Here is a 23,270-nt window from a genome sequence, read left to right as displayed (position 1 = left end):
CTACGGAACAATGATAACTTACGGGAGCAAGCGTCATGGCCGACGGAACCGGCGCGATCGCCGCATCGATCAAGGATCAGGTCAGCGAGGCCGAATGGCAGGCTCGCGTCGACCTGGCGGCCCTCTATCGCCTTGTCGCGGTGCACGGCTGGGACGACATGATCTTCACCCACATCTCGGCGCGCATCCCGGGCCCCGAGCACCACTTCCTGATCAATCCCTACGGCATGTTCTTCGGCGAGATGACCGCCTCGTGCCTGGTGAAGGTGGATCTGGACGGTAACGTCATCGACAAGACGCCGTACTTCATCAATCCGGCGGGCTTCACGATCCACTCGGCCATCCACGCCGCGCGCGAGGACGCCCAGTTCGTCATGCACCTGCACACCGACCAGGGCGTGGCGGTGGCCGCCCATGCCGAGGGCCTGCTGCCGCTGAGCCAGCAGGCGCTGATCGTCACGCCGCAACTGGCCTATCACGACTACGAGGGCATCGCCCTGAACCTAGACGAGCGCGAGCGCCTGGTCGCTGACCTCGGCGACAAGCGGCTGATGCTGCTGCGCAACCACGGCACCCTGGCGGTGGGGCGCACGGCGGCCGAATGCTGGCTGGGGATGTTCTTCCTGGAGCGCGCCTGCGCCCAGCAGGTGATGGCCCTGAGCGCAGGACGCGATCACGTGCTGCTCGCTCCGGAGGCAGCCCAGGCCGAGGTTCGCAGCCAGACGGGGATGGGTCTGGGCATGATCGCGGGGCTGGCGTGGCCCGGTTGCCTGCGCCAGCTGGACCGCCAGTCCCCGGGCTACGCGGATTAGGCGCTCACGGCCAAGCTTGTCGACCGACGTTACGTCAAGCTAAGGCCTTGTGAGTGTTTCAGGATTGAAATGTCACGTAATTCTAGTGTCACTAGACGCGGGTCTAGGGTGGGGTCATATGTCGCCCCAACCTAGACCTTAAGGGCGCCGGTTCAACGGCGCCGGAGCGTATTTGTGATCCGCAGGCACTTCTTCCTCATCGCGGCCGGGGTCGCGTTGGTTCTGATGATCCTGGCCGGCGGAGCCAAGCTGCTGCTTGGCGGCAAGGCCGACGGGCAGGGCGGCCCGGCCGGTCGCGCCACGGCCGTATCGCAGGTCAAGGTGGGCGAGCGTCCCTTCACCGACCGCATCGAAGTGCTGGGCGTGGCCAAGGGCCGCCAGTCGGTGACGATCACCTCCAACACCACCGAGCTGATCACCGCCGTCCACTTCACCGACGGCCAGCTGGTCTCGCGCGGGCAGGTCCTCGTCACGCTGAAGGACGACCAGGAGACCGCCGGCATCGCCCAGGCCCAGGCCGAGCTGGACCAGGCCAAGCGCAGTTACGACCGCTGGAAGACCCTGGCCGACAAGGGCATCGCCCCGCGCGCCACCGCCGAGCAGAACCTGGCCGCCTATGAAAGCGCCAAGGCGGCCCTGGCCTCGGCCAAGGCCCAGCGCCTGGACCGCGTGATCCGCGCGCCATTCGCCGGCCGGGTCGGCATTTCCGACGTCGCGCCTGGCACCCTGATCGCGCCGGGCGGGGCCATCGTCAGCCTCGACGACGCCTCGGTCGTGCGCGTCGACTTCTCGGTCCCTGACCGCTATCTCGCCACCCTGCGAGACGGCCTGCCGATCAAGGCCAGCCCCGACGCCCTGCCGGGAGAGAGCTTCCAGGGCCAGATCGCCCAGATCGACACCCGTATCGACGCGGCGACCCGCGCCATCAAGGCCCGCGCCGAGTTCCCCAATCAGGGCGGTCGGCTGAAGCCGGGCATGCTGGTCAAGGTCGCCATCGACCAGGGCGTGCGCCAGGGCTTGGCCGTGCCGGAAGCGGCCGTGCAGTTCGAAGGCCAGCAGGCCTCGGTGTTCCTGGTCGCCAAGGGCGAGAAGGGCCAGGTCGCCCGCCGCACCAACATCACCACGGGTCTTACCGCCGACGGCTTCGTCGAGATCCGCTCGGGCCTGAAGGCCGGCGACGTGGTGGTGGCCGACGGCCTCAACCGCGTGCAGGACGGCGGCGCGGTGCGCGACGTGGCCAAGCCGGCCGGCGGCCCGGGCGGCCAAGGCGGCAAGCACGGCCAAGATCGTAAGGCCGGCTGATGCTGTCCGACATCTCCGTCCGCCGCCCGGTATTCGCCGCCGTCGCGGCGATCATCCTCTGCGTCATCGGCCTGGCGGCCTTCGGCTCGCTGCCGATCCGCGAACTGCCCAATGTCGACCCGCCGGTGGTGTCGATCTCGACCGTCTATCGCGGCGCCTCGGCCGAGGTCATCGAAGAGCGCATCACCCAGGTGATCGAGCGCCAGGTCTCGGGCATCCAGGGCATCGACCGGGTCAACAGCTCCTCGCGCGACGGCCGCTCGCAGATCAGCATCACCTTCCGCCTGGACCGCGACCTGGACGCCGCCGCCAACGACGTGCGCGACGCCGTCAGCCGGGTCTCGGCCAACCTGCCCGACCAGGCCGACCCGCCGCAGATCGCCAAGGCCAACGCCGACGCCTCGCCGATCATCATCCTGAACCTGACCTCGACGACGCTGGATCCGCTGGAGCTGGCCGACTACGCCGACCGCTATCTGGTCGAGCGGATGTCGACCATCGACGGCGTGGCCCAGGCCAACCTGTTCGGGGCCAAGATCTACGCGATGCGCATCTGGCTGAACGCCGACGCCATGGCCGCCCGCGGCGTGACCGTCAGCGACGTCGAGGACGCGCTGAACGCCCAGAACCTGGAACTGCCCGCCGGTTCGCTGGAAAGCAGCGCCAAGGACTTCACCATTCGCGTGGCCCGCGCCTACGCCAAGCCTGAAGACTTCGCCCGCCTGCCGATCCGGGCGGCGGACGGCAACGGTTTCGTGCTGCGCCTGTCGGACGTGGCCCGCATCGAGGAAGGCCCGGACGAGCGCCGGCGCCTGTTCCGGGGCAACGGCGTCGACCAGGTCGGCATCGGCCTGACCCGCCAGTCACAGGCCAACGACGTCGCCATCTCCGAGGCCGTCCGCAAGGAGGTCGAGGTCATCAACCAGACCCTGCCGCCGGGCACCAAGCTGGTGGTGGCCGTGGACAACTCGGTGTTCACCGCCGAGGCCATCCACGAGGTCTGGATCACCATGGGCATGTCCGTGGCCCTGGTCGCGCTGGTCAACCTGATCTTCCTGGGCAGCTGGCGCTCGGCGCTGATCCCGTCGATCGTCGCGCCGATCTGCATCCTGTCGACCTTCATCATCCTGGCGCCGCTGGGCTTCTCGCTGAACCTGCTGACCCTGCTGGCCCTGGTGCTGGCCGTCGGCCTGGTGGTCGACGACGCCATCGTCGTGGTCGAGAACATCCAGCGCCGGGTGGACGAGGGCGAGCCGGCCCTGATCGCCGCCCAGCGGGGCTCGCGTCAGGTGTTCTTCGCGGTGGTGGCCACCACCATCGTGCTGATCTCGGTGTTCGCGCCTCTGATGTTCCTGCCCGGCTATATCGGCCGCCTGTTCGTCGAGCTGGCCGTGGCCATCGCCGCCGCCGTGGCCTTCTCGGCGCTGCTGGCGCTGTCGCTGTCGCCGATGATGGCCTCCAAGCTGCTCAAGCCCGCGCACGGCGGGGGCTGGTTCAACAAGCGCATGGACTGGGCGATGGACCGGCTGAAGGACAGCTACCGCGCCTCGCTTGAGAGCCTGCTGGGCGTGCGGGCCGCCAGCTTCGCCGCCGGCGGGGCGGTGATCCTGCTGGCCGGTTTCGCGGCGCTGCTGTTCGTCAGCCTGCCCAAGGAACTGGTGCCGGCCGAGGACCGCGGCCGCGTCGACATCCAGATCAGCGCGCCGGAAGGCGCCGGCTTCGACTACACCGCCGCGATCGGCGCCCGGATCGAGAAGATCATGGCCCGCTACCGCGAGGACGGGGTGGCCGAGCGCACCATCCTGACCATTCCGCGCTTCGGCCAGAGCCAGTTCAACTCCGGCAACGGCGTGGTGGTGCTCAAAGGCTGGGGCGAGCGCGACAAGACCGCCGACGACGTGGCGGCCGAGCTCAACAAGGACCTCTCCAAGATCACCGGCGTGCGCGCCGTGGCCAGCGTTCGCGGCGCCTTCCAGCGCGGCGGTGGTGGTGGCGGCGGGGGCGGCACCAATGTCGACCTGATCGCCGTCGGCAACGACTACGTGCAGCTGTCCAACTGGCTGAAGCCGATCCTGGCGGCCGCTCAGGAGAACCCGGGCTTCTCGCGCCCGCGCATCGACTACGAGCCGACCGCGCCGCGCCTGTCGGTGCAGATCGATCTCGACAAGGCCGCCAGCCTCGGCGTCTCGGCCCAGGCCGTGGGCCGGGCGCTGGAGACGATGTTCGGCTCGCGCCAGGCGACGACCTACATCAAGAACGGCCAGGAATACGACGTCATCCTGCAGACCGAGCTCGACCAGCGCCGCAGCGTCGCCGACCTGGACAAGCTGCAGGTGCGCACCAACGCCGGCGGCCTGGTGCCGCTGTCGACGGTGGTGAAGACCGAGCTGCGGGGCGACACCCCGGACCGTCCGCGCGTCGACCGCCTGCGCTCGGTGACCCTGACCACGCAGCTGTCGCCGGGTTACACCGTCGAAGACGCCGTCAGCTTCTTCCAGGCCCAGGCCGCGCAGCATCCGACCCCCGGCGTCAGCATCAAGTGGGGCGGCCAGGCCAAGGACTATCTGGAAGGCTCGGGCGGCATCGCCATCGCCTTCGGCCTGGCTCTGCTGCTGGTGTTCCTGGTGCTGGCCGCGCAGTTCGAAAGCTGGATCCACCCGGCGGTGATCATGCTGACCGTGCCGCTGGCGGTGCTGGGCGGGTTGTTCGGCCTGGTCATGGCCGGCTCGACCATCAACACCTACAGCCAGATTGGCCTGATCATCCTGATCGGCATCGCCGCCAAGAACGGCATCCTGATCGTCGAGTTCGCCAACCAGCTGCGCGACGAGGGCCTGAAGGTCACCGAGGCGGTGATCGAGGCGGCGGCCCTGCGCCTGCGCCCGATCATCATGACCTCGATCGCCACCGCCATGGGCGCCTTGCCGCTGCTTCTCTGGACAGGCGCCGGGGCGGGAAGCCGCCAGACGATCGGGGCCGTGATCTTCTTCGGCGCGATCGTGGCGACCCTGCTAACGCTGTTCATCGTTCCGGTGTTCTACAACCTGCTCGCACGCTTCACGAAATCTCCGGAGTGGACGGCGCGGCAGATCGAGGACTATGAAGCGCGCGAAAAGGCGGGCGAGGGGCATACCTCACCCGTATAAACGGGTGAGGAAGCATGGCTGACGGGTCTCTGACGGCCAAGCGGCAGGAAATCGCGCTGCTGCGGCGTCTCGAGGAACGCATTCTCTGGCTGGCGTCGTGGACGATCCACAACGCCAACCACCTTCGCGAAAGCCGCGACGGCCTGAAGGTCGGCGGTCACCAGGCCTCGTGCGCCTCGATGACCACGCTGATGACGGCGCTCTACATGAAGGCGCTGCGGCCGCAGGACCGGGTGGCGGTCAAGCCGCACGCCAGCCCCGTCTTCCACGCCATCCAGCACCTGTTCGGCCGCCAGAGCCTGGACAAGCTGAAGGCCTTCCGCGCCCTGGGCGGCGCGCAGTCCTACCCCTCGCGCACCAAGGATGTCGACGACGTCGACTTCTCGACGGGTTCGGTGGGCCTGGGCGTGGCGGTGACCGCCTTCGCCTCGCTGGCCCAGGACTATCTGGCCGCGCGCGGCTCGGTGAAGCCAGAGAGCATGGGGCGGATGATCTCGCTGCTGGGCGACGCCGAGCTGGACGAGGGCAACATCTACGAAGCCCTGATCGAGGCCTGCAAGCACGACCTGCGCAACACCTGGTGGATCGTCGACTACAACCGCCAGAGCCTGGACGCGACCACCAAGGATCGGATGTTCACCCGCTATGGCGAGATCTTCGAGGCCGCCGGCTGGACCGTCGAGACCCTGAAGTGGTCCAAGCGCCAGCGGGAAGCCTTCGAGCGGCCGGGCGGGGCGGCGCTGAAGGCCTGGATCGAGACTGCGCCCAACGACCTCTATTCGGCCCTGACCTATCAGGGCGGCGCGGCCTGGCGCGAGCGCCTGACCGCCGACCTGGCCGGCGACGCAGACGCCCTGGCGCTGATCGCGACCTACAAGGACGTCGACCTCGGCGAGCTGATGACCGAGCTGGGCGGCCACTGCCTGGAGACGATCCTGGAGGCCTTCGAGCGGGCCTCGCGCGACGACTCCCCCCGGTTCTTCATCGCCTACACCGTCAAGGGCCTGCGGCTGCCGTTCCAGGGCCACAAGGACAACCATGCGGGCCTGATGAACCCCACCCAGATCGCCGAACTGCGCGAGCGCCTGGGCGTGGTCGAGGGCGAGGAGTGGGATGCGCTGTCGGGCCTGTCCTCGGCCGAGCGCACGGCCCTGAAGGGCCTGGTGGCCCGGGCGCCCTTCGCGGTGGCCAACGATCGCAACTACACGGCGGCGACGGTGGCGACGCCGACGGCCGACGAGCTGCTGTCGGCGGTTGGTGGCGGGGGCGAACAGTCGACCCAGGCCGCCTTCGGCAAGGTCATGTTCGACATCGCCGCCCGCAAGGACGAGTTCGCCGGCCGGGTGGTGACCACCTCGCCGGACGTGACGGTGTCGACCAACCTGGGCGGCTTCGTGAACCGGCGGGGCGTGTTCCACCGCCGGGCCCACGAGGATGTCTTCAAGCGCCGCCGCATCCCCTCGGCCCAGGTTTGGTCGATGGGCGAGACGGGCCAGCACGTCGAACTGGGCATCGCCGAGAACAACCTGTTCATCGCCCTGGCGGCCCTGGGCCTGACCGCCCCGCTGTTCGGCGAGCGATTGTTTCCGGTCGGCACCCTCTACGACCCCTTCATCGCCCGCGGCCTCGATGCCCTGAACTACGCCTGCTACCAGGACGCCCGGTTCCTGCTGGTGGCCACGCCGTCCGGCCTGACCCTGGCCCCCGAAGGGGGCGCGCACCAGTCGATCGGGTCGCCGCTGATCGGCATGAGCCAGCCGGGCCTCGACAGTTACGAGCCCGCCTTCGCCGACGAGACGGCGGTGCTGATGGCCCACGCCTTCGAGCGCATCCAGGCCGCCGACGGCTGCTCGACCTATCTGCGCCTTTCCACCCGCGTCATCGACCAGCCCGAACGGGCGGACGAGGCCTGGAGGCAGGGCGTGGTCGAAGGCGCCTACTGGCTGAAGCCGCCGGCGCCGGATGCACGCCTGGCCGTCGTCTATAGCGGCGCACTCGCGCCCGAGGCGCTGGAGGCCCACGCGGCCTTGCTGGAGGACGAGCCGGGCGCAGGCGTGCTGGCCGTGACCTCGGCCGACGTCCTGCACCGCGACTGGACGGCCGCCGGCCGCTCGCGCTGGACGGACGGCGCCAGGCGCGTCTCGACGGTGGAGCGGCTGCTGGCCGACCTGTCGCGCGAGGCGGGCCTGGTGACGCTGGTCGACGGCGCGCCGGCGACGCTGTCCTGGCTGGGCTCGGTGCACGGCCACCGCCTGCGGGCGCTGGGCCTGGAGACCTTCGGCCAGTCGGGGGATTTGCCGGATCTGTATTCGAAGTACCGTCTGGACGCCGAGGCGGTTCTGGACGCCTGTGCGGATCTGCTGGCCTGATCCCTGATCCCAAACACTTCGTCATCCCGGAAAGCCCGAAGGGCTTATCCGGGACCTAGGGGGACTGGACGCGGCTTCGAGATCATCCAACCAGAAGGCGGCCGGCGCATCGCGGCGGTCCCTGGGTCCCGGCTCTCCGCTTCGCTACGGCCGGGATGACGATGAAAAGGTCGTGGGAAGGTGCTTTACCGCGTCCCAGGATCCGGCAGCGGATCAATCCCCACGATCAGGTCGTCGCGGATCAGATAGGCGATGACGGCGAGGTTCTGCGACCACAGGCGGCCGTCGGGGCGGCGCAGGGCGATCTCGACATCGGCGTGGACCCAGCCGTCGGCCTGGGCGCGGGCGCGCATCAGGCTGATGTCGACGCCGGCCATGGCGAACTGGCGCTCGAAATAGCCGCGGGCGGCTTCCAGCCCGACGACCTGGCCGCCTTCCAGCACGTTGGCGAAGGCGATGTCGGGATGCAGTTGGGCGACCACGGCTTCGAGGTCGCGCCGGCGGGTCGCCTCGAAGTGCCGGGTCAGCAACACCTCTGCCTTCGCCATGCTCACGCCTCGTCCAGATACTCGACGATATCCATGCGCGACACGCGCCCGTCTTGGAACGTGTAGATATGTCGCACACGGCTGTCGGACCAGAGCCGGCCCTCCAGGTTATGCACAGTCTGGTTCGTGGCCACGGCGATGCGGCCGTCCTTCAGCACGGTGAAGTCCATGGGGGCGGCCTCGACCCGGACCATGCCGTCGCGCCGCGTCCAAAAGGCCCGCATCGCCTCCACACCCAGGATCCGGCCGCCGCCGATCTGGTCGGGCCAGTCGACGGCGGGATCCAGCTCCGCCGCGAAGGCGTCGAAATCGCCCTTGTTGTAGGCTTCGTAGAGCCGGGTCAGGAGGGCGATGCGGGGTGTCATTGGGCTGATGGGGCGGGAGCTGTCGCCGCTGAGGGCTCGGGCCTGTAGCCGGTTTCGACCTTCAGATAGGCGATCAGGTCGATCCGGTCCTTGGGGTTGGACAGGCCCGCGAAGGTCATCTTGGTGCCCGGCAGGAAGGTGCGCGGGTTGTCCAGCCAGTGGTCCAGATGCTCGGCGTCCCAGGTGAAGCCGGCGTTCTTGACGGCGTCGGAGTAGGTGTACTTCGGATGGGTCCCGGCCTTGCGGCCGAACACGCCGTAGAGGTTGGGGCCGGTCATGTTGGGGCCGCCTTGCGTGATCGTGTGGCACGACCGGCAGAGGGCGAACTTGCTTTGGCCGTTCAGCAGGTCGCCGGTGTTGTACGGGGCGGGGAGGGCGGCCAGGGCGGCGGCCTTCTCGGCGGGCGTCGGCGGCGGAACGGGCGGCGGGGCGGCGGCGTCCTGGCCGGAGCTTTCGCCGCCCTTCGAACAGGCGGTCATGGTCAGGCCGATGGACAGGCAGAGCGTCGCGGCGGCGACGGCAAAGAGGGTACGCATCACAATCCCCGTAGGCGTTATGTCGCAAGGCTTGCGACGCCGCGCCGCATTCAAATCCAAGCCGGTTTCTGACCCGTGAATTCATCGCGGAACGACGTTATTCGGTCAAGGTCTCGCCGCAGTTCAAAACGGCTCCCTGCGACATCGTCTGCTATCACTCGGGATTCGTTCGGAAAATGTGATTTCGAGAACCGTGGGTATGCACGGAAGAATTTGACCGCCGTTAACCATGATTCTACCGAAGAAGGGCGGGGGCTGATCCCGCACCCTTAAGAAGCGGAAACCGTCATGGACTGGAACGAGGAACGTACCGCCACGCTCAGGAAGTTGTGGCTCGAAGGGTTGAGCGCCAGCCAGGTGGCGCGCCAGCTGGGCGGCGTCAGCCGCAGCGCCGTCATTGGCAAGATCCACCGCCTGGGCATCACCGTCCGCGAGACGCCGGTGCGCCAGCGCGCCGTCACCGTCCGGGTCTCGCGCCAGACCCCGCGCACCCGCACCGCCGCCCCGGCCCAGGCCCGTCCGCCCCGCGCTCATGTCGCGGTCATGGAAGACCTGACCCCGACCGCCAGCATCCTGGACCTGTCGATGCACTCGTGCCGCTGGCCGATCGGCAATCCGGACGCCGGCGATTTCGGCTTCTGCGGCCGCGAGACGACCAGCAAGCGCGCCTCGTACTGCCCCGACCATACCCAGGGCGCCTTCCGCCGCTTCCAGACCTCGGCCGACATCGACGCCTGGACCCGCCAGAGCCTGCCCCAGGAACGCCGCGTCCTCTGACGCGCCGACAGCCCTCTCAGAGAGAGACATCCCATGATCCTCATCGAGAACGCCGCCGGCAGCAGCCAGGTGATCACGATCATCCAGGAATTCGCGGGCCACTCGGTCTCGCGCGACCTGCAGCCGGGCGACGCCGCCCACATCCCGGTCGGCCAGTTCAAGTCGATTGTCGTGCGTGAGACCTATCCGGAAGACTGGATGAGCCGGGTGCGCAGCCGTCAGGCCGCCGCCTGAGGTCAGTAAGGGTTCGATCTTCGCGGAACAGCGCGCTCGCCCGTAGGGAGGCTGGAGCCAAGCGCTGAGGATCGCGAAGCCGGATCGGCGAAACGAGTGACAGTCCGCGTAAAGAACGACCCCCGCGAACCCGGTTCGCGGGGGTCGTCTTTTGTCAGGCCTGAGGTGTTGGCGAGGCCGGCGCCGTGGCGCGGATCAGCTCGTTCAGCAGCAGGCGGCCGCGCGGCCAGGCGCCGTGGCCGGAGTCGACGTTGATGTGTCCCGCCCGGCCCAGGTCGACGAAGCGCGAGCCCCAGCCGCGGGCGAAGGCCTCGGCCCGCTCGATGGCCACATAGGGATCGTCGCGACTGGCGACCACCAGCGAGGGGAAGGGCAGGCGGGGCCGGGGGATCGGCGAGAAGCCGATCAGCAGCCGGCCGGCCGGGCCCTCGCGGTTGACGTCGGCCGGGGCCACCAGCAGGGCGCCGCGCACGCCCCGGCCGCCGGTGACCTGGGCCAAGTGGCAGACCAGGGCGCAGCCCAGGCTGTGGGCCACCAGGATCGCGCCGGGGCGGCTGCGCACGGCTTCGGCCAGGCTGATTGTCCAGTCGCCCAGGGCGGGTCGCTCCCAGTCGACCTGGTCGACGCGCTCGGCATTGGGCAGGGCGCGCTCCCAGTGGCTCTGCCAGTGGTCGGGACCGGAATTGTAGAGGCCGGGCACGATCAGGATCGGCGGATCGCCGGCGGGATCGGGCAGGGCGGCGCCTGGGCGCTGCGGCGAGTGTTCGGGCGGCGAAACGAAAGACATCGCTCAACTCTTCAAGACGGGACCGCGCGAAGCGGATTTGAGCTGCTTGTCGCTCCCGCGAGGCGGGAGGATCAAATCAGATCAATTCAATAGGAATTGAGAAGCGCTGATGACACCATGCTGGCAGCAGGCCGCCTTGCCCTCGAAACGGGGAACGCCCAAGCTCCCGATCCGTTTTGGACAGCGGCCCGCCCATACGGCCCGTCAGCGCCAGGAGCGTGCATGAGTCCCGACGATACCCTGGTCCTGGCCACCGCCGCCGCTGTGGCCGCCGACACCCTGCTGGCCCGATACCGCGCCGTGCGCGAACGCACCGAGGCCTTGGCCGCGCCGCTGTCGCCCGAGGACCAGGCGGCCCAGTCCATGCCCGACGCCAGTCCGACCAAGTGGCATCGCGGCCATACCACCTGGTTCTTCGAGACCTTCCTGCTGATCCCGTACGCGCCCGGCTACAAGCCCTACGACCCGGCGTTCGGCTACATCTTCAACTCGTATTACGAGGCCATGGGTCCTCGGCAGCCCCGGCCCCAGCGAGGGCTGCTGACGCGGCCGTCCTGTGTCGAAGTCGGCGCCTATCGTCGCCACGTCGATGCGGCGATGACGCGGCTGCTGTCGGGTGCGCTGTCGCCCGAGATCCTGGAGCGGCTCGACCTGGGGCTGGCCCACGAAGAGCAGCACCAGGAACTGCTGCTGATGGACATCCAGCACCTGTTCGCCCAGTCGCCTCTGGCCCCGGCCTATCGCGAGCGCCCGGATCCGGCCCGGCCGGCGGCGCCCGCCCTGGGCTTCGTCGGCTTCGAGGGCGGTGTGGAAACGATCGGTGCGCAGGAGGGCGGCTTCGCCTTCGACAACGAGCGGCCGCGCCACCGGGTGTTTCTCGAGCCCTTCCGCCTGGCCGATCGTCTGACCACCAACGGCGAATGGCTGTGCTTCATCGAGGACGGCGGATATGAGCGGCCCGAGTTCTGGCTCTCGGACGGCTGGACCATGGTGCAGGAACAGGGCTGGCGCGCGCCGCTCTACTGGCGCCAGGACGAGGACGGGGCCTGGCGCGAGTTCGGCCTGGCCGGGCTTCGCCCTCTAGACCCGGCCGCGCCGGTGAGCCACGTCAGCTATTACGAAGCGGCCGCCTTCGCGACCTGGGCGGGCGGGCGCCTGCCCACCGAGGCCGAGTGGGAGGCCGCCGCGCAGTCGGGCAAGGACCTGCGGCAGATGTCCGGAGAGGCCTGGCAGTGGACCGCCAGCGCCTATGGCGCCTATCCCGGCTTCCGCCCCGGCGCCGGCGCTCTGGGCGAGTACAACGGCAAGTTCATGGTCAATCAGATGGTCCTGCGCGGCGGGGCGGCGGGCACGCCGCCGGGCCATGCGCGAGCCAGCTATCGCAACTTCTTCCACCCCGGCCAGCGCTGGATGTTCTCGGGCGTGCGCCTGGCGCGCGACGGGGCGGGCGGGCGCGAGCGGGCGATGGACGCGGGCTTCCGCGACGACGTCCTGGCGGGCCTCTCGGCCAGTCCCAAGACCTTGTCCAGCAAGTACTTCTACGACGCCGAGGGCTCGCGGCTGTTCGAGGAGATCACGGTGCTGCCGGAGTACTATCCGACCCGCACCGAGACGGCGCTGCTGCGTCGCATCGCGCCCGAGATCGCCGCCCGCATCCCCGACGGCGCGGCGATGATCGAGTTCGGCAGCGGCGCCAGCACCAAGACCCGCATCGTGCTGGACGCAGCCCCGCAGCTGGCGGTCTACGCACCTATGGACATCAGCGCCTCGGCCCTGGACGCGGCCGCCGCCGCGATCCGCGCCGACTATCCCGGCCTGACCGTGGCCCCGGCCGTGGGCGACTTCACCCATCCGCTGGGCCTGCCGGCGGCGGCGCGGGGACGGCCGACGGTCGGCTTCTTCCCCGGCTCGACGATCGGCAACTTCCCGACGGACGAGGCTGTCGCCTTCCTGAGCGCGGCGCGTGAACTGCTGGGGCCAGGAGCGCTGTTCGTGGTCGGCGCCGACATCGCCAAGGCCGAGGACGTGCTGATCCCGGCCTATGATGATGCGGCCGGGGTGACGGCGGCGTTCAACAAGAACCTGCTGGCGCGCATCAACCGCGAGTTGGACGGCGGTTTTGATCTGGACGCCTTCGCCCACCGGGCCGTCTGGAACGCCGTCGAGAGCCGGATCGAGATGCATCTCGTCAGCCTGCGCGACCAGACGGTCGAGATCGCCGGCCGGCCGATCGACTTCGCGGCCGGCGAGACCATCCACACCGAGAATTCCTACAAGTACGACCCCGACGCCTTCGCGGCTATGGCGGAGAAGGCCGGATGGCGCGTCGAGGCGCGCTGGATCAGCGAGGCGCCGGCGTTCGGCGTCTTCGCGCTTCGCTCCTGAGAGCGGAACAAGAAAGTCGCGGCCGGCCGCTGGATGGCGGACAGCCCAAGAGCCCGGATCGGCAAGACCGATCCGGGCCCTAAAATCCTGATACGTGCGCCGCCACCGTCGGCTGCGTCGCCCGTCCCCCCCTCGGCCGCGGCATTCCTTAAAGGTCGCGAGCGCCGAGGCGGCCGCCGCCACGCGACGAGGAACCGCCCTTGCGGCCGGCATTGGCGGCCAGGTCGCGGTCCTTGGCGAAGCTGCGCTTCTCACTGGGGACGCTGGCGCCGCCCTTGCGAGCTATCTCGCGGCGGCGTTCCGGATCCATGGCGGCGAAGCCTCGGCGGCCGCGGGGCCGTTCGCTGTCGAGGTCCATGTCTTGCTCCTAATCGGGACTGGTAACGGGAGGGAACGGGTCCGGAGCGGCGCCATAGGGCCGATCGTCGCCCGGCTGCACCGGAGGCGGCTCCAGCGGGACTTCGTCGGGCGTGGAGCCCGGCGGATCGTCCGGCGTTTGCGGCTCCAGCGGAGGCGGGGCGTCGGGGTCGGTCATGGCGTCGTTCCAGTGTTCCGGTGAAGTAACCGGTGAAGCCGAGTTCGGTTTCACGTGTCAGGCGAGACAAATGCAGCGTTAAGGACGATTGTCTGGGGAAAAGGCAGGCTGAAACCGATGCGCAAGAGCACCTTGGATGGTGGTAAATCTTCATTAATTACAAGGCATTGGAGGCTTTTGGCGGGCGTCGCGACGGGGCTGTTTGGATGGGGTTTCGCCCGTCAGATAAATCTGCCCGAAAGCACGCATATTTTGATCGGGTGGGACGTCGGCGCCGCAATCTATGCCGTTTTGCTGTGGCGCCTGTTCCTCACCACCGACGAGGCGGCTCTCCGCGCCAAGGCAGCGGCCGAGGATGAAGGGCGCTCGCTGATCCTGCTGATCGTGCTGTCGGCCATCGCCGCCAGCCTAGCCGCGGTGGTGGCGGCGATGATCGGTGCGCGCTCCCAGGCCTTGGCCGTGAAGAACCTGACGGCGGCCTGCGCGGGCGTCACCCTGGTGCTGTCGTGGATCGTGCTGCACTCGGTGTTCGTGCTGCACTACGCCCACCGCCATTTCGGCGCGGGAGCGGGGAAGGGCGGGTTCGGCTTTCCCGGCGAGCCGGCCCGCACCTACAAGGACTTCGTCTACCTGGCCTTCAGCATCGGGGCGACCTTCCAGGTCTCCGACAACGACGTGCGCACCGGGGCCTTGCGCAACCTCGTCACGGCCCACGCCGTGACGGCCTATTTCTACAACACCGCCATCCTGGCGCTGGGGATCAACATCATCGCCGGGGTGGTGGCGGGGTGAGAGGGCCTAGCGCGGCGGGCGGCGGCCGCCCTTGCCGCGCCGGCCGCCATCGCGGGGCTCTTCCTCGCCGCTCATGATCCGCTGCACGCGGGTCTGGGGCAGTTCGGCCAGGGTCAGACGGCCGTCGCCGTCCTTGTCGAGCAGCTTGAAGCGGGCGTTGGCCGCGCGGGTCGCCTCGTCGCGGGTGATGCGGCGGTTGAAGTCGGCGTCGGCGCCCATCACCGGCTGGGGTTCGGCCAGCAGGGCGTAGGGCGTGGCGCCCAGCAGCATGTTGCCCAGGCCCCGGTCGCGGCGGGGGCGCGGACCCTCGCCGTCGGGGCCGCCGCCAGAGGGCGGACCCTGCTGCGGCATGGCCGAGGCCTGGACGATCTCGGGCGCGATGTTGCGCTCGTAGGCCGAGACCTCGAACCCGTCGAGGACGCCTGACTTGTCGGTGTCGAGTTTGTCGAAGAAGCGCAGGGAGTCGGCGAGGAACTCCTCGCGGGTCAGCTCGCCGTCGTGGTCGGCGTCGGCCCCCGCGAACCACTGGGCGACCGGATAGGGCTGGCCGGGATCGGCGCGGAAAGGCTCGCCCGCCGGGCTGATGAACACCTGCTTGCCGCCGCCCATGCGAGGACCGTCTTCGCCCGGGGGCGGGCCGCCGGCGAAGCCGGGACGACCGCCCGGGCCGCCGGGGCCGCGACCGCCCGGTCCATCCGGCGGGGCGTGGCCGCAGGCGGCGAGCGACAGGGCGGCAAAGGCCAGGAGGGGCAGGGCGCGTGCGGTCATGGAAAGGAGCTCCTTCCCACCGCTTGAAGCGCCGCCGCATTGCGCGGTTATGTCGTCACGGCCGCGCTTGATTGCGCGGCCGCAACAGACGTCAGGCCGGTAGGGTCACGCGGGCCCGCAGGCCGCCTTCGGGGCGGTTCAGCAGGGTCACGTCGCCGCCATGGGCGCGGGCCAGCGAGCGGACCACGGCCAGGCCCAGACCGATGCCGCCGGTTTCGCGGTTGCGCGAGGGCTCGCCCCGGAAGAACGGCTCGAATACGCGCTCGAGTTCTGCCGAGGGCACGCCGGGACCGTCGTCGTCGATCTCCAGCACCGCGCCGCCGGTCTGGCGGTAGACCCGGCCGCGTGCGGCGCCGCCGTACTTCAGGGCGTTTTCGACCAGGTTGGTGACCAGGCGCTTCAGCGCGATCGGATCGCCCTCGACGACGATCTTCTCGCTTTCCTCGGCGGTGGCGTTCCCACCGGTCTCGGCCGCCTCGTCCATGACGCTTTCCAGGAGCGAGGCCAGTTCCAGCTTGGTGCGTTCGGCCGGGCGGCTGGTGTCGCGGACGAAGGCCAGGGTGGCCGAGATCATCGCCTCCATCTGGTCGATGTCGCTCTCGAGCTTGCTACGCACGTCGTCGGGCGTGGTCTCGATGCGGAAGCGAAGGCGGGTCAGCGGCGTGCGCAGGTCGTGGGCTACCGCGCCGATCATGGCCGTGCGGTCCTCGACGTAGCGGCGCAGGCGCTCCTGCATCTCGTTGAAGGCGTTGGCGGCGGCGGCCACCTCGGCCGAGCCCGACAGGCTGAGCGGCGGGGCGCGCGGGTCGCGGCCCAGGCGCTCGGCGGCGGCGGCGAAGGCGGTGATCGGGCCGGCCAGGCGGCGGGCGAACAGCCAGGCCAGTGGCGACACGGCCGCGGCCGACAGGGCTAGGATCAGCAGGATTCGCACCTGCCAGGTGTCGCGCAGGACGGTGAACTTGGGCTCGACGACCAGCCATCGCCCGTCGGCCTGCCGGATGCCCAGCTCGAAGTCGCCGAACAGGAAGGGCTCGTCGCGCATCACCGCGGCGATGCGGTCGGCGAGAATCTGGCCGCCGGGGAGCTTGGGGCCGACCGCGCCGGGCGGAGGCGGGGGAGGGCCGCCGGGACCGGGGCCCGGGCCAGGACCACCGGGACCGCCAGGACCCGGCGGAGGCGGCGGGCCCTTCTGGCGAGCATTGCGCACGAAGAAGCGGGGGCCGTTCTCGGTGCGGATCGAGATCCGGTCGACGGGCACGTTCAACTCGCGGCCGATGGCGGCCTTGAACTCGGCGCGGCGCTGGGAATCCTCGCCATCGGGTTTGACCCGGGTGCGGTGATGGACGACCAGCGGACGGCCGTCGCGCGGATGCACGGTCTGGCCGGTCTTCAGCGCCCGGCTGATCTCGCTGAGCTTGTAGAGCTCGGGCGGCGGGGGCGGCACGTTGAACACGACCGCCACGCAGATCAGGATCGTTGCGACCAGAGTGACGAGCGCCAGTCCCAGGGCCTGGGCGAACAGGGGCGCGCCGCCGCGCCCCGGGACTGCGAACTTCATGGCGTGCGGGTGACCTTGGGCGTGAACATGTAGCCCTCACTGCGGATCGTGCGGATCAGCTCGCCGCCGCCGCCGTCGTCCAGCTTGCGGCGGAGCCGGCTGATCTGGACGTCGATGGCGCGGTCGTAGGCGTCGCTGTCGCGGCCGCGGGCTAGGTCGAGGAGCTGGTCGCGGGTCAGCACGCGCTGCGGGCGTTCCACGAAGGCGCGCAGCAGCGAGAATTCGCCGCTGGAGAGATTGACCACCACCGACTGCGGCGAGCGCAGTTCGCGGCGGACGAGATCCAGGCGCCAGCCGGCGAATTCGCAGGCCGCGCCCATGCTGTCGTCGCTGGAGCGCGGCTCGGTGCGGCGGCGCAGGACGGCGCGCACGCGGGCCAGCAGCTCGCGCGGATTGCACGGCTTGGGCAGGTAGTCGTCGGCGCCGAGTTCGAGGCCGACGATGCGGTCGGTCTCTTCGCCCATGGCCGAGAGCATGATGATGGCGGGGCCGTCCTGCGCGGCGAGGCGACGGCAGATGGCCAGGCCGTCTTCGCCCGGCAGCATGACGTCGAGCACCACCAGGTCGACCGGGCCCTTGGCCAGGGCCTGTTCCATGGTGCGCGCGTCCTGGGCCGTGTCGACGACATAGCCGTGGCGGACGAGGAAATCGGACACGACGTCGCGGATGCCCGGATCGTCGTCGACGATCAGGATGCGGGCGCCGGCGCCCTTGGTGGTGTCCGCGACGGCGGCGGACGAGGCGGTGGTCGGGGAGGTCTCCATGCCGATGGTCCTTTCATGCCCCTGTCACCGTCAGATTTCACGCTTGCAACAGGCGCGCAACCTGATCGTGGCCCCCTAGCGTCAAATCGCCACGGAGCGCCTCCATGAACCGACTCGTTTCCGCCGTCCTCGGATTGTCCCTGCTCGGAGCCGCCGCGCATGCCCAGCCAGGCCCGGGCATGCGCGGCCCGGACGCCGACGGCGACGGCGTGGTCACCGCCGCCGAGTACGAGGCCTCGGCCCTTCAGCGCTTCGAGCGCATGGACGCCAACAAGGACGGCGTGATCGACGCGGCCGAGCTCGAGGCGATCAAGCAGCGCTTCGCCCAGCGCGAAGGGCAGGGCGGTCCCGGCGGCGGCTTCGGCGGCCGGATGCTGGCCCAACTGGCCGCGCAGGACGCCGACAAGGACGGCAGGATCACCAAGGACGAGGCCCTGGCCGCCAGCCGCGCCCAGTTCACCGCCGCCGACAAGGACGGCGACGGCAAGCTGACCGGCGACGAGTTCCGCATGGGCCCCCCCGGCGGCCCACCGCCGCGTCAGTAAGGACCGGTCACCCCGGCGAGCGGTTCACCGGAGCCGTGTAGCCGGGCCCCTTCATGGCCGCCACGGCGCGGTCGCCGACGAAGGGATTGGTGCGGCGCTCGGCGCCGAAGCTCGACATCGGGCCATGGCCCGGCACGAAGCGGATGTCGTCGCCCAGCGGCCACAGCTTGCCGGTGATGGCGTCGATCAGGTCCTGGTGGTTCCCGCGCGGGAAGTCCGTACGCCCGATCGAGCCCTGGAACAGCACGTCGCCGACCTGGGCGAATTTCGTCTCGCGGTGGAAGAACACCACGTGGCCCGGCGTGTGGCCCGGGCAGTGCAGCACCTCGAACTGCGTATCGCCCAGGGTGACGACGTCGCCGTCCTCCAGCCAGCGGTCGGGCACGAAGATGCGGGCCTCGGGCATGCCGTACATCTCGCCGCTCTCCTGGATGCGGTCGATCCAGAACTGGTCGTCCTTGTGCGGGCCTTCGATCGGGACGCCGGTCTTGGCCTTCAGCTCGGCCGCGCCGCCGGCATGGTCCATGTGGCCGTGGGTGATCCAGATCTTCTCGAGCGTCAGGCCCTGGTCCTTCAGCGCGCGCAGCAGGCGGTCGACCTCGCCGCCCGGATCGATGATCGCGGCCTTCTTAGTCTTGGAGCACCACACGATCGTGCAGTTCTGCTGCAGCGGCGTGACCGGGGCGATGACGGCGCTGATGGGCGACGGGGTGGTCAAGGTGTCGGCTCCAAACGAAAACGGGCGGGAACCGAAGTTCCCGCCCGTCTGAACTAGAGACTACGTCCCCAAGATCAAGACCGTTCCTCGGGCGAGCCCGGGGCCGGGGCGCCCGGCATCGGCGGCACGGGGCCGGCCGGCGCGTCGGCGGCCAGTTCCGGAACCTCGACCAGGCCGCGGGCCAGATGGCTCTTGCGGATGCCGTAGGCCAGGTAGATCACCAGGCCGATGGCGCCCCAGATCGGCAGCACCAGCATGGCTTCGGCCGGCAGGTTGAAGTAGAGGGCCGCGCAGCCGACCATGGCCAGCGGACCGACCACCCACACCAGCGGGGTCTTGAACGGACGCGGACGGTTCGGATCCTTCACGCGCAGCACCATCACCGCGATCGCCACCATGAAGAAGGCGAACAGGGTGCCCGAGTTCGAGATGTCGGCCAGCTGGCCGACCGGGAAGAAGGCGGCGGCGATGGCGACGAAGATGCCCGTGACGATGGTCACGATGTAGGGCGTCTTGAACTTCGGGTGGATGGTGGCGAGCTTCTCCGGCAGCAGGCCGTCGCGGGCCATGACGAAGAAGATGCGGGTCTGGCCGTAGATCATCATCAGGATGACCGAGGGCAGGGCCAGGTTGGCGGCCAGGCCCAGGGCGTTGCCGACCACCGGCCAGTTGATCTCGCGCAGGACGTGGGCGAGGGCTTCGTTCGAGCAGACCAGACGGCCGCTGTTGTCGGCCAGCGAGCAGGCGGCCTGGAAAGCGGCCGAGCCGGGCTGGACGGCCGAGCCGTCGGCGCCGAACACCGGCTGGGCGCCGATGGCGCCGATCGCGCCGGCGGCCACCAGCAGGTAGAAGATGGTGCAGAGCGCCAGGCTGCCGATCAGGCCGATCGGCACGTTGCGCTGCGGGTTCTTGGTCTCTTCGGCGGCGGTCGACACGGCGTCGAAGCCGACATAGGCGAAGAAGATCGAGGCGGCGGCGCCGACGATCCCCATGCCGCTGGTGCCTTCCGGACCGAACCAGCCGTTGGGGGCGAAGGGCGAGAAGTTGCCGCTCTTCAGGACCGGGATGGTCAGCACGATGAAGGCGGTCAGGGCGGTGACCTTGATGGCCACGAGCACGGCGTTGACGCGGGCGCTCTCGGTGGTGCCGACGACCAGCAGGGCGGTGACCGACAGGGCCACGATGATGGCGGGCACGTTGACGATGCCGGCGCTGAAGTCGGCGACCGGGATGAAGCCGTTCATCGACCAGGCCGGGCCGGCCTTGAACAGGGCGGGCCACTGGAAGCCCAGCGCGTTCTCGATCAGGCCGAGGAAGTAGCCGGACCAGCCGGCCGACACGGCGCTGGCGGCGACAGCGTATTCGAGGATCAGCGCCCAGCCGACCATCCAGGCCAGCGGCTCGCCCATCACGGCGTAGGAATAGGTGTAGGCCGAGCCCGAGACGGGAACCATCGAGGCCAGTTCGGAGTAGCAGAGCGCGGCGATGGCGCAGACGGCGCCGGCGATCACGAAGCTCCACATCATGCCGGGGCCGGCCTTCTGGGCGGCGGCGGCGGTCAGGACGAAGATCCCCGTACCGATGATGGCGCCCACCCCCAGCAGCGTCAGCTGGACCGGTCCGAGCGAGCGATGAAGGGATTTTTTCTCAGCCGTCGCAAGGATCGCATCAAGCGATTTAACGCGCCACATAGTTCCTCCTGGATAGGCAAGACTCCCCCCCGGGGGTCGCCTTTGGAAAATTTTGCGGACGGTGACCCGTTTATGAGCATGGGGTCAAGGCCGCGCCGCCGAAGCGCGTAAATGTTCTCCACACCTTAGGCTAGTCCAGTCCTGCTTGGCGTTGATCCCCAGCCCAGCTAAAGGCGGCGCGATGCTGCCCATTTTTCAGGCCATTCCCGCGCTCAAAGGCGCCTTGTCCGAACGCGAGACCGCCGTTCTCGTGGCCCCGCCCGGCGCGGGCAAAACCACAGCTGTTCCCTTGGCCCTGCTGGAGGAAGCATGGGTCGGTGGCGGCAAGATCGTCATGCTGGAGCCTCGCCGGCTGGCCGCCCGGGCCGCCGCCTCGCGCATGGCCCAGACCCTGGGCGAAAGCGTCGGCGACACGGTCGGTTTCCGCGTGCGGTTGCAGTCCAAGGTGTCGGCCAGAACGCGGGTGGAAGTGGTCACCGAGGGCGTCTTTACCCGGATGATTCTCGACGACCCGGGCCTGGACGGCGTGGCCTGCGTGATCTTCGACGAGTTCCACGAGCGCAGCCTGGACGCTGACCTGGGCCTGGCCCTGGCCCGGGATGCGCAGGGCCTGCTGCGCGATGACCTCAAGATCCTGGTGATGTCGGCCACGCTGGACGGGGCCCGCGTCTCTGCCCTGCTGGGTGATGCGCCGGTGGTGGAGAGCGAGGGCCGGATGTTCCCGGTCGAGACCCGCTATCTGGGCCGCGACGACCGCCAGCGCCTTGAGGAGCGGGTCGGGCGCGCCGTCGAGCGGGCGCTGGCCGAGGAAAGCGGCTCGATCCTGGTCTTCCTGCCGGGCCAGGGCGAGATCCGCCGGGCCGAGAGCTGGCTAGCCGAACGCCTGCGCCGGCCGGACGTCGATCTTGCTCCTTTATATGGCGCGCTGGAACCGGCCGAACAGGACCGCGCGGTGCAGCCCACGCCCGCAGGCCGCCGCAAGGTGGTGCTGGCCACCTCGATCGCCGAGACCAGCCTGACCATCGAGGGTGTGCGCGTCGTCATCGACGCCGGCCTGTCGCGCGTGCCGCGCTTCGATTCTTCCAGCGGCCTGACCCGGCTGGAGACCGTGCGCGTGGCCCGCGCCGCCGCCGACCAGCGCCGGGGGCGCGCCGGCCGCACCGAGCCGGGCGTCTGCTACCGCCTGTGGGACGAGCCCGAGACCCGCGCGCTGCCCGCTTTCGCCCGGCCCGAGATCCTCGAGGCCGACCTGTCGCGCCTAGCCCTGGATCTCGCCCGCTGGGGCGCCAAGGATGCGGAAGGCTTGGCCTTCCTCGACCCGCCGCCGCGCGCGGCCTTCAGCGAGGCGCGGTCGCTGCTGAACCGCTTGCAGGCGCTGGACGCCAATGGCGGGCTGACCGCGCACGGCAAGGCGCTGTCGAACATGCCTCTGGCCCCGCGTCTGGCCCACATGGTCGCCCGCGCCGCCGCCAGCGGACAGGCGCACCGCGCCGCCGAGATCGCCGCCGTGCTCAGCGAGCAGGGGCTTGGCGGCCGAGGCGTCGACCTGCGCGGCCGGCTGGAGGGCTTTGGGCGGGACCGTACGCCGAGGGCCCGCGACGCCCGCGCCCTGGCCGAGCGCTGGTCGCGGCAGGCGGGTAAGCCGAGCGGCGCCGAGCCCCTGGACGACGCCCTGCTGCTGGCCGAGGCCTATCCCGAGCGGGTGGCCCGCGCGCGCGGCAAGCCTGGCGAGTACCAGCTGGCCAGCGGCCGCGGCGTCTATCTGGAGCCGACCGACGCCCTAGCCCGTGAGACCTGGCTGGCCGTCGGCGAACTGGGCGGCGGCGACGCCCGCGACCGCATCCTGCTGGCCGCCCCGCTGGACGAAGAAGCCCTGCGCGCCGCCTTCGCCGACCGGCTGGTGGCGGAAGACCGGCTGGAGACCAGCGGCGGCGGCAAGCTGCGCGCCAAGCGCCTGCTGCGCCTGGGCAAGCTCGTCATCGACGAGAAGACCATCGAAAAGCCCGACCCGGCCCTGATCGCCGGGGCCCTGGCCGACCAGGTGCGCAGCGACGGCCTGTCAGCCCTGAAGCTGGGCGAGCGGGGCAGGGGGCTGCTCGACCGCGTGGCCTTCCTGCGCGCCAATGACGGAGACGCCTGGCCGGACCTGTCGGAAGCGGCCCTGGTCGCGCGGCTGGACGAGTGGCTCGAACCCCTGCTGGCCGGCCGCTCGTCCCTGGCCGGCATCGACGAGGCCACGCTGGAGGCGGCGATCAAGACCCTGATCCCGTGGGACATGCAGGGCCGCATCGAGGCCCAGGCCCCGGCCCGCTTCACCGCCCCCACCGGCTCGACCTTCGCCATCGACTATGGCGCGGAAGGCGGTCCTCGCGTCGAGGTGCGGGTGGGCGAGCTCTACGGCCTGGCCGAGCACCCCTGCGTGGCCCACGGCAAGGTCCCCCTGACCCTGGCCCTCCTGTCGCCCGCCCATCGTCCGATCCAGATCACCAAGGACCTGCCGGGTTTTTGGAAAGGCTCCTGGCGCGAGGTGAAGGTCGAGATGAAGGGGCGCTATCCCCGGCATGTGTGGCCGGATGATCCGGCCAGCGCGGCGCCGACGACGCGGGCCAAGCCCCGGGGGACGTGAGGGGGGCTGATG

General features: G+C 69.9%; 21 protein-coding genes. 10 read left to right on the top strand and 11 right to left on the bottom strand.

Going from position 1 to position 23,270, the window contains the following annotated elements; genetic code table 11:
- Positions 1-35: 35 nt before the first annotated feature.
- The 4 genes from P7A99_RS08085 (at position 36) to P7A99_RS08070 (ending at position 7,629) form a co-directional block, all read left to right on the top strand.
- Positions 36-812, top strand: coding sequence for a class II aldolase/adducin family protein (locus P7A99_RS08085; RefSeq protein WP_277793389.1), 777 nt, complete (start codon positions 36-38; stop codon positions 810-812).
- 174 nt (positions 813-986) lie between these two features.
- Positions 987-2,114: an efflux RND transporter periplasmic adaptor subunit gene (locus tag P7A99_RS08080; protein ID WP_277793388.1), complete on the top strand. Its 1,128-nt coding sequence runs from the start codon at positions 987-989 to the stop codon at positions 2,112-2,114.
- On the top strand, positions 2,114-5,260 hold the full coding sequence (locus P7A99_RS08075) for an efflux RND transporter permease subunit (protein WP_277793387.1): 3,147 nt from the start codon (positions 2,114-2,116) through the stop codon (positions 5,258-5,260). The genes P7A99_RS08080 and P7A99_RS08075 overlap by 1 nt, the downstream gene beginning before the upstream one ends.
- A 14-nt stretch (positions 5,261-5,274) precedes the next feature.
- On the top strand, positions 5,275-7,629 hold the full coding sequence (locus P7A99_RS08070; RefSeq protein WP_277793386.1) for a transketolase: 2,355 nt from the start codon (positions 5,275-5,277) through the stop codon (positions 7,627-7,629).
- Between the two features lie 185 nt (positions 7,630-7,814).
- Here P7A99_RS08070 and P7A99_RS08060 read toward each other — a convergent pair whose 3' ends face one another.
- From P7A99_RS08060 to P7A99_RS08050, 3 genes are read right to left on the bottom strand one after another with little or no spacing between them, the layout of a single operon-like run.
- The gene (locus P7A99_RS08060) at positions 7,815-8,177 is read right to left on the bottom strand and encodes a nuclear transport factor 2 family protein (RefSeq protein ID WP_277793385.1); all 363 of its coding nucleotides are present in this window, start codon (positions 8,175-8,177) and stop codon (positions 7,815-7,817) included.
- Between the two features lie 2 nt (positions 8,178-8,179).
- A complete protein-coding gene (locus tag P7A99_RS08055) occupies positions 8,180-8,542 on the bottom strand; it encodes a nuclear transport factor 2 family protein (protein ID WP_277793384.1) in 363 nt (120 codons plus the stop codon).
- Positions 8,539-9,078, bottom strand: coding sequence for a c-type cytochrome (locus tag P7A99_RS08050; protein WP_277793383.1), 540 nt, complete (start codon positions 9,076-9,078; stop codon positions 8,539-8,541). The genes P7A99_RS08055 and P7A99_RS08050 overlap by 4 nt, the downstream gene beginning before the upstream one ends.
- A 288-nt stretch (positions 9,079-9,366) precedes the next feature.
- Here P7A99_RS08050 and P7A99_RS08045 point away from each other — a divergent pair, with 288 nt between their 5' ends.
- Together P7A99_RS08045 and P7A99_RS08040 are read left to right on the top strand one after the other, a co-directional pair.
- Positions 9,367-9,855 carry a GcrA family cell cycle regulator gene (locus P7A99_RS08045; RefSeq protein WP_277793382.1) on the top strand — a complete coding sequence of 163 codons (489 nt, stop codon included), beginning with the start codon at positions 9,367-9,369 and terminating at the stop codon, positions 9,853-9,855.
- A gap of 33 nt (positions 9,856-9,888) precedes the next feature.
- Positions 9,889-10,089, top strand: coding sequence for a hypothetical protein (locus P7A99_RS08040; protein ID WP_277793381.1), 201 nt, complete (start codon positions 9,889-9,891; stop codon positions 10,087-10,089).
- A 154-nt stretch (positions 10,090-10,243) separates the two neighbouring features.
- Here P7A99_RS08040 and P7A99_RS08035 read toward each other — a convergent pair whose 3' ends face one another.
- A complete protein-coding gene (locus P7A99_RS08035; RefSeq protein ID WP_277793380.1) occupies positions 10,244-10,876 on the bottom strand; it encodes an alpha/beta hydrolase in 633 nt (210 codons plus the stop codon).
- 222 nt (positions 10,877-11,098) lie between these two features.
- Between P7A99_RS08035 and egtB the strand changes: the two genes are divergently transcribed.
- Positions 11,099-13,261 carry an ergothioneine biosynthesis protein EgtB gene (gene egtB, locus P7A99_RS08030; protein WP_277793379.1) on the top strand — a complete coding sequence of 721 codons (2,163 nt, stop codon included), beginning with the start codon at positions 11,099-11,101 and terminating at the stop codon, positions 13,259-13,261.
- A 148-nt stretch (positions 13,262-13,409) separates the two neighbouring features.
- Here the strand turns inward: egtB and P7A99_RS08025 are convergent, their stop codons facing one another.
- Positions 13,410-13,619, bottom strand: a complete 210-nt coding sequence (locus P7A99_RS08025) for a KGG domain-containing protein (protein ID WP_058350544.1) — start codon at positions 13,617-13,619, stop codon at positions 13,410-13,412.
- Between the two features lie 9 nt (positions 13,620-13,628).
- Positions 13,629-13,796 (bottom strand): hypothetical protein, encoded by a 168-nt coding sequence (locus P7A99_RS08020; RefSeq protein ID WP_277793378.1) that lies wholly within the window; start codon positions 13,794-13,796, stop codon positions 13,629-13,631.
- A gap of 252 nt (positions 13,797-14,048) precedes the next feature.
- Here P7A99_RS08020 and P7A99_RS08015 point away from each other — a divergent pair, with 252 nt between their 5' ends.
- Positions 14,049-14,588, top strand: coding sequence for a DUF1345 domain-containing protein (locus P7A99_RS08015; RefSeq protein ID WP_277793377.1), 540 nt, complete (start codon positions 14,049-14,051; stop codon positions 14,586-14,588).
- Positions 14,589-14,594: 6 nt separating this feature from the next.
- On the opposite strand, the gene P7A99_RS08010 is transcribed toward P7A99_RS08015, so the two are convergent.
- The 3 genes from P7A99_RS08010 to P7A99_RS08000 all read right to left on the bottom strand — a co-directional run bounded on the left by P7A99_RS08010 (position 14,595) and on the right by P7A99_RS08000 (position 17,678).
- Positions 14,595-15,356: a hypothetical protein gene (locus P7A99_RS08010; protein WP_277793376.1), complete on the bottom strand. Its 762-nt coding sequence runs from the start codon at positions 15,354-15,356 to the stop codon at positions 14,595-14,597.
- Between the two features lie 91 nt (positions 15,357-15,447).
- A complete protein-coding gene (locus tag P7A99_RS08005; RefSeq protein ID WP_277793375.1) occupies positions 15,448-16,914 on the bottom strand; it encodes an ATP-binding protein in 1,467 nt (488 codons plus the stop codon).
- A complete protein-coding gene (locus P7A99_RS08000) occupies positions 16,911-17,678 on the bottom strand; it encodes a response regulator (protein WP_277793374.1) in 768 nt (255 codons plus the stop codon). The genes P7A99_RS08005 and P7A99_RS08000 overlap by 4 nt, the downstream gene beginning before the upstream one ends.
- A 104-nt stretch (positions 17,679-17,782) precedes the next feature.
- On the opposite strand from P7A99_RS08000, the gene P7A99_RS07995 reads away from it, so the two are divergent.
- Entirely contained in the window at positions 17,783-18,223 is a 441-nt protein-coding gene (locus tag P7A99_RS07995; RefSeq protein WP_277793373.1) for an EF-hand domain-containing protein, read from the top strand.
- Between the two features lie 7 nt (positions 18,224-18,230).
- Here P7A99_RS07995 and P7A99_RS07990 read toward each other — a convergent pair whose 3' ends face one another.
- Both P7A99_RS07990 and P7A99_RS07985 read right to left on the bottom strand, forming a co-directional pair.
- Positions 18,231-18,941, bottom strand: coding sequence for an MBL fold metallo-hydrolase (locus P7A99_RS07990; protein WP_277793372.1), 711 nt, complete (start codon positions 18,939-18,941; stop codon positions 18,231-18,233).
- 74 nt (positions 18,942-19,015) lie between these two features.
- A complete protein-coding gene (locus P7A99_RS07985) occupies positions 19,016-20,632 on the bottom strand; it encodes an amino acid permease (protein WP_277793371.1) in 1,617 nt (538 codons plus the stop codon).
- A gap of 181 nt (positions 20,633-20,813) precedes the next feature.
- On the opposite strand from P7A99_RS07985, the gene hrpB reads away from it, so the two are divergent.
- The gene (gene hrpB / locus P7A99_RS07980) at positions 20,814-23,258 is read left to right on the top strand and encodes an ATP-dependent helicase HrpB (RefSeq protein WP_277793370.1); all 2,445 of its coding nucleotides are present in this window, start codon (positions 20,814-20,816) and stop codon (positions 23,256-23,258) included.
- Positions 23,259-23,270 lie beyond the last annotated feature (12 nt).

The organism is Caulobacter endophyticus, from assembly GCF_029543245.1.
Lineage (GTDB): Bacteria > Pseudomonadota > Alphaproteobacteria > Caulobacterales > Caulobacteraceae > Caulobacter > Caulobacter endophyticus_A.
The sequence above is the reverse complement of the archived record's forward strand: the minus strand, read 5'-3'. Positions and strand labels throughout refer to the sequence as shown.